Origin of the sequence: Massilia sp. CT11-108, assembly GCF_047302915.1 — a bacterium.
GTDB lineage: Bacteria > Pseudomonadota > Gammaproteobacteria > Burkholderiales > Burkholderiaceae_D > Telluria > Telluria orientalis.
This window is the reverse complement of the sequence record NZ_JBKYMO010000334.1, coordinates 1-6,383: the sequence shown is the minus strand read 5'-3', so window position 1 is coordinate 6,383 and position 6,383 is coordinate 1. Positions and strand designations below refer to the sequence as shown.

Here is a 6,383-nt window from a genome sequence, read left to right as displayed (position 1 = left end):
TTTTTTTTTTTCTTCTCCCCCTGCCCCTTTTATTATTATTTGGGGGGGGGGGGCGGGCCGCCCCTACCCAATACATCGCGGCCTCCCCCCGGGCCGCCCGCCCCCGGCGGGCCCCCCCCCCGCGGAGGCGGGATTCAGGCGCCGGCAGGACGGCCCGGGCGCGGCTGCGGTGCCATCGGCGGCACCACGATGTCGTCGTTCAGGCGCAGGAACTTGAAGCCGGCGAGCACCTGGCCGTTCTTGCCCGCCTGGCGGTTGCGTTCCTCGCGCGCGGCGGCGCGGGCCATGTAGGACTCGAACGTTTCCTCGCGCACCTGCGGCTCGGAGGAATGGAGGAAGTGGCGCTCGCCGTCCGGCCCGAGCACGACGAGCCCCACGTGCGACGCCCAGTACTGGCCGTCGCGTGTCGAGATCACGTTGACGAGATCGCCTTCGCGCAGCTGGCCGGCGATGGTCGTCACGCGGTCCTTCGGCACGTAAGCCTGGCGGCTCGTCTCGACGGGAATGCTGGCGTCCGTGTGGTGGCGCGTCTTGAGGAAGCGGGCGCGGTCGATCGTCATCGTGTACGCCGGGCCATCCGGGCCGGCCAGGTCGGCGCTGATGTCCGTCACGAGCCAGCGGTTCGCCACGTTCCAGTCCATCTCCGTGTAGTGGTTGCGCGTGGCCACGCCGACGACGCCGTCGCGGTAGCGGATGCGCTGCAGCATCCAGAAGAATTCTTCCCACGACTGCGACAGGGCCATCGCGTAGGTGTGCTCCGCGAACACGACGCAGTCGCTGTAATCCAGGCTGAACATCGGCAGGTCGTCATGGACCTGGTACGGAAATTCGCCCAGCAGGTTCAGGCGGTACGGCTGGCCGAGGTTCTTGCGGCCGATAACGGCGATGCGCTTGCGCAGGTCGGGCTCGGCCTCGTGCACCCAGGCGATGTAGCGGCCAGCTTCGACGGGATGCATGCGGAACAGTGGCTTGCCCAGGATCGTCTCGAGCGGCTCCGTGGCCGCAGCCTGCGCGGTCGGGCTGGGTTCGGCGGCGGCCGGCGCGGCAACCGGTGTGGCGGCGGGCGGCGTCGCGCAGCCGGCAACGAGTATGGAAAGCAGGAGCGCGGGCAGCGCGCGGACAGGAGGCATGACGGGTCTCGATGGATAAAACGCTACGCTAACCCGGCCGCACGGTGCCGTCAAAAACAATTGCAGTCCGAGCATTCCTTTTAGTTATAGATTCTTCAACAGTAATCATTATCCAACCGCTGTGTCATCAGTCAATACTGGGCGCGAGACCGGGAAACACCGGTCCCGACGATGACTACAGAGGAGAGAGAAATGTTGAAACAGAAGCCGCTCGCGGCCGCTGTCGCATTGGCATGGCTGGGCGTGGCAGGCACGCCCGCGCTGGCCCAGAACGACGCCGGCAGCACGCAGATGCAGACGGTCGAAGTGACGGGCATCCGCGCGTCGATGGCGAAGTCGCTGGCCGTCAAGCGCGACGCCACCGCCAACGTCGAAGTGATCACGGCCGAGGACGTGGGCAAGATGCCCGACAAGAACCTCGCCGATTCGCTGCAGCGCCTGCCCGGGGTGGCGGTGCGCACCGACTACGACGAAGCGGAAAAGGTGGCGATGCGCGGCACCAATCCGGACATGTCGCTCATCGTGTTCAACGGCCACACGGTCAGCAGCGGCGACTGGTACATCGCCGACCAGGCATCGAGCAGCCGGTCCACGAGCCTGTCCCTGATGCCGTCGTCGGTCCTGAACCAGGCCATCGTGTACAAGACGTCGCAGGCGAACATCGTCGATGGCGGCCTTGCGGGCACCATCAATGTCACGACGCGCAAACCCCTGGCGCAGAAGGAGCGCCTGTCGGGCGTGGCCAGCGTCGGCGCCAGCTACGCGACCCTGCCGGGCAAGACGGCGCCCGACCTGAACGCGTCCGTGAACTGGAAGAACGAGGCGGGCACGTTCGGCTTCATCCTGCAGGGCTTCGCGGAAAAGCGCTACATCCGGCGCGATTCCGCGTCGCGCCTCGCATACGGCACGAGCAGCGGTTGGGACGTCATCAACACGACCACCATGAAGGGCATCACGGACGCGTCGCTGGCCGGCAGCGGCTACAAGGCCGCGGACCTGAACGGCGTGCGCCTGCCCGGTTCGATGAGCACGGAATTCGTCGAGGGCGTGCGCGACCGCAAGGGCGGCATGTTCTCGCTGGAGTTCAAGCCGAACCAGGACGTCGACGTCACCGTCACAGGCTTTACTTCCACCTTGAAGGCACCGAACTACGGCCGCCTGAAGGCCGGCGCCATCTACAGCATGCTGCTCGGTAAAGCGTCGCTCGCCGACGGCGCCACCGGCGCGACTGCGCCGAACACCGTGGGCGCCCAGGGCCAGCAGGTGTTCGCGTCGATCCGCAATCCCGTCATCGTCACCGAGACGACGATGTACGGCGACCAGCTGCGCGTGCTGAAAAGCGCCGACATCATGTTTGCGGACGGGACCCCACCGCAATACATCGGCAACTCGGAAGGCTTTTATCGGCAGGGTGCGCGGGCCACCAGCTCCTTCCTCGACCTGGACGGCAAGTGGCGCGTGAACCAGGACCTCACGCTGAAGACGCTGCTGTCGACGACGCGCGGCGTCGGCAAGACGGACTACGACCAGGGCCTGACCTATGCGAGCTTCGGCACGGGCGTGTCGTACGCGCTGGCCGGCGTCGACAACGCGCCGTACGTGAAGTACTACGGCACCGGCGCCAAGCCGGACCAACTGGTGGTGCGTACGATCTCCGGCCTGAAGACGACGGACCGCGAGACGAGCGGCCAGGTCGACGGCGAATGGCGCGTCGACAAGGGCTGGGTCCAGTCGGTCGAAGGCGGCGTGCGCTACGCCGACCACCACCGCGAGAGCGCGCGCCGCTACCCGGCCTATCACAACCGCGACATCACGATCGGCGCGCCGACCGGCACGATTCCGTGGCCGCCCGACTTCGGCGCGGGTCTCGACGGCCCGGCCGGCTGGGACAACACGGGCTACACGTTCGACCCGGCGGTGCTGATGGCGTATTTCCAGGGCGCGACCAAGGCGACGAGCGACCAGTACGAGCGCCGCATCGCATCCGAACTGCACATGCGCGAACGCCAGGGCGCGGCCTATGTGATGGCCAACCTGGAAGGCGAGCGCTGGTCCGGCAACGTGGGCCTGCGCTTCGTGCAGACGCGTATCAACGCCGACATCCCGACGCCGATTCCGGCCGGCGTCTGCCTGCGTGCCGCACCCGGCCAGCCGGCGATTCCGTGCGCGGCCTATCCGGATGCGATCACGACGTCGGGCGACCTGCAGCCGGTCTACGACAACGAGCCCTTCAAGAACAACACGGGCAACACCTACTATTTCATCAAGACGGACCGCCGCTTCAACAACTGGCTGCCCAGCATGAACATGCGCTACGAGCTGACGAAGGACCAGATCCTGCGTTTCGGCGCGAGCCGCACGGTGGGCCGCCAGAACTACAACCTGCTCGGCGCCGGCTTCGGCTCGCCGACGTGCGATGCGCAGGGATGCCGCGTGACGGGGCCGAACCCGGACATCAAGCCGCTCACGTCGGACAACCTCGATGCGTCGTGGGCGTGGTATTTCTCGCGCCGCTCGATGGTGGGCGTGGACCTGTTCTACTCGCGCATCCAGGGCTATGCGAAGACCGGCACCACGGGCGGCGCCACGATCGACCTGTGGGATTCCGCCGCGCAGGCGATGAAGACGTACACGGTCCAGACGTCGGAGCAGCAGGGGGCGCACATCGCCGGCCTCGAACTGTCGTACGAACAGCCGTTCGGCACGACGGGCTTCGGCTTCACCAGCAACATCAGCCGCGCACATACGAAGGTCGACGACGGCCGGCCGATGGTCGGCGCGTCCGAATGGGCCGCGAACCTGGGCGGCTATTTCGAGAACGACAAGGTGTCGCTGCGCCTCGTCGCGAACTACCGCAGCGAATACGTGAACAGCTCCACGGCGCCCGCGCCGACGGCCAACAGCCAGGGCCTGTACAGCGTCAATGGTGTCATGATGCCGACCGCGCCGACGATGGCCGCGCCGGTGACGACGCTGGCCTTCAACGCCAGCGTCAACCTCACGCCGCAGTTGCTGCTCACGTTCGACGCGACGAACCTGACGAACGTGAAGCGCGCCTACTATCGTTACAGCGAGGAGGAGCAGCAGAAGCTGGACGTCAGCGGCCGCCAGTTCTACGTGAACCTGAAATACCGTTTCTGACGTCGTCGCCAGCGGATGCAAGGGGGCCGCGGCCCCCTTTTTGTTGCATTTCTCGACGCCGCGTAGGCCTCTTTGAAGGTGGCCTGTAGGACTGGAACTCATGGGGACGCACAGTGTGCGGCATCTAACGGTTACGACCCGGGCGGACTCGCTACGATGGAGGCGTCGAGTGAGGCACCAAGCGATCTTCCGCAGGTGGCCAACCACCTCGACAGGTCAGCCGGTCGCCTCGAGGACCGGCACCAATTTCGAAGCCGGCGGCAAGCGCGCCGGCTTCAACGGAAGCGGAGGTTGCCATGACCACGACGACGACGAACCACCCCCCCAAGCATCTCGTGCGCGAGTACCTCGAGCGGCGTTCGAAAGACCCGAAACCGCCGCCGACGCCGGAAGAAATCCGGCGCCAGCTGGGGTGGGGCATGCTGATGCCGTCGGACGACCGGATCGGCGCCTCCCGCTCCTGAACCAGTTTCACCGTCACCGAACAGGAGAAGCATCATGACCGCCAAGATCGGCAGCAAACACGTGGCCCAGCACCGCGGCAAGAAAGAGCGCGAGGAGATCCACAAGATGAACGTCGCGCGCGAAGCCCTCAAGATTGCCGCTGCCCGCGCCAGGTACCGCAACCAGCAGAAGGGGCAGCGTCCGCAAGCCGCGGCCTGATTCATCCGCTTTCCGAAGGGCCCGCCATGGCGACATGGCGGGCCCTTCGCCATTCACCGGCAAAGCGCCGCCATTGGCCGAAAAGCACTTCCACCCGCGCGCCGACCTCCGTTATCGTGTCGACATTCGATCACAACGGAGGAAACATGAATAGCGAAGCTTCCTACCACCTGCGGCGCCAGGTGTTGTGGGGCCTGGTCCTGGTGGGGCTGGGCGTGGCCTTCCTGCTGGACCAGATGGATGTGTTCGACGTCCGCTCGCTGTGGCATTATGCGCCGCTGCTGCTGGTCGTCGTGGGCATCAACCAGACCATCGGCTACCCGAGCGCCCGCGAATTCTCCAACGGCCTGTGGACCGTCTTCATCGGCCTGTGGCTGTTCGCCGTGCTCGAGGGCCTGTGGGGCCTCACGTTCGGCAACAGCTGGCCCCTGTTCATCATCATCAGCGGCATCACGATGGCGATCCGGCCGATCGCCGAGCGCCGCTTCGGCCAGAAGGGAGGGGACGGCCATGGAAAATAACACGAACCGCGCGTCGAGCCAGGTCGTGCTGGGCCTGCTCGTCGTGGGCATGGGCGTCCTGTTCCTGCTCGATAACCTCGATATCCTGAATTTCCGCCATGCGATCGGGTTCTGGCCGCTCGCCTTCATCGTGGCCGGCTGCGTCGCGCTGTTCGGCAACGGGACGCGCAGCGGCCGCAGCGGCAATTACATGGGCGGCGTGCTGATCGCGGTCGGCCTCCTGATGATCGTCAGCCGCATGGGCTACTTCACCATCAGCTGGGGCACGCTGTGGCCGCTCGTGATGATCGCGCTCGGCGGTCTCGTGCTGTACCGCTCGCTGGGCCCGGGGCGGGTGGCGCGCGATGACGTTGCCGCAGGCGCGAGTCCGGACAACGTCGTCGACATCGTCGCCGTGCTGGGCGGTTTCGAGCGGCGCGTCAGCACGCAGGACTTCCGCGGCGGCGAGATCACGGCCGTGATGGGCGGCTGCGCGCTCGACCTGCGCGACGCGTCCATCGTCAAGGAAGCCGTGATCAACATCTTCACGGTCTGGGGCGGCATCAACATCAAGGTTCCGCCCGACTGGACCGTCGTCCTGAACGGCACGCCCGTGATGGGCGGCTTCGCGGAAAAGACGGCCCGGCCGCCCGACGCCAGCAAGCGCCTCGTCATCACCGGCTACGCCATCATGGGCGGCGTGGAAGTGCGCAACTAAAGGCGCGGCCAGTGCAAGGTATTTTTGCGAGCTGGCGCGCGACGGCGCTCTACCTGCTGGCCTGGCTGATGCTGGGCCTGCTGCTGGCGGCCATGCTGGCCGTCAGCGGCGCGGGCTGGGGGGCGAGCGTGCTGTTCGCCGTGCCGCTGGCGCTCTGGTTCGCGTACGCGGCGGGCTTTTCCGCCTACTACGTGTGCCGCGCGTACCCGCTGGGACGGCGCCGTCCCAGCG

General features: G+C 66.6%; 6 protein-coding genes and 1 pseudogene. 6 read left to right on the top strand and 1 reads right to left on the bottom strand.

What is annotated here, in order from left to right; all coding sequences use genetic code 11:
- Positions 1-134 precede the first annotated feature (134 nt).
- Complete coding sequence (locus tag ACEN88_RS22010) at positions 135-1,130, bottom strand: N-acetylmuramoyl-L-alanine amidase-like domain-containing protein (RefSeq protein ID WP_413343028.1); 996 nt, start codon at positions 1,128-1,130, stop codon at positions 135-137.
- Positions 1,131-1,322: 192 nt separating this feature from the next.
- Between ACEN88_RS22010 and ACEN88_RS22005 the strand changes: the two genes are divergently transcribed.
- From ACEN88_RS22005 to ACEN88_RS21980, 6 genes and pseudogenes are all read left to right on the top strand, one after another.
- Positions 1,323-4,271, top strand: a complete 2,949-nt coding sequence (locus ACEN88_RS22005) for a TonB-dependent receptor (RefSeq protein WP_413343026.1) — start codon at positions 1,323-1,325, stop codon at positions 4,269-4,271.
- 296 nt (positions 4,272-4,567) lie between these two features.
- On the top strand, positions 4,568-4,735 hold the full coding sequence (locus tag ACEN88_RS22000; protein ID WP_371762599.1) for a hypothetical protein: 168 nt from the start codon (positions 4,568-4,570) through the stop codon (positions 4,733-4,735).
- A 34-nt stretch (positions 4,736-4,769) separates the two neighbouring features.
- On the top strand, positions 4,770-4,934 hold the full coding sequence (locus ACEN88_RS21995) for a hypothetical protein (protein WP_371760607.1): 165 nt from the start codon (positions 4,770-4,772) through the stop codon (positions 4,932-4,934).
- A gap of 146 nt (positions 4,935-5,080) precedes the next feature.
- On the top strand, positions 5,081-5,455 hold the full coding sequence (locus ACEN88_RS21990) for a LiaF transmembrane domain-containing protein (RefSeq protein ID WP_056128071.1): 375 nt from the start codon (positions 5,081-5,083) through the stop codon (positions 5,453-5,455).
- Positions 5,445-6,152 carry a LiaI-LiaF-like domain-containing protein gene (locus ACEN88_RS21985; protein ID WP_413343023.1) on the top strand — a complete coding sequence of 236 codons (708 nt, stop codon included), beginning with the start codon at positions 5,445-5,447 and terminating at the stop codon, positions 6,150-6,152. The genes ACEN88_RS21990 and ACEN88_RS21985 overlap by 11 nt, the downstream gene beginning before the upstream one ends.
- Before the next feature lie 11 nt (positions 6,153-6,163).
- Positions 6,164-6,383: pseudogene (locus ACEN88_RS21980) on the top strand (sensor histidine kinase); the annotation flags it as partial.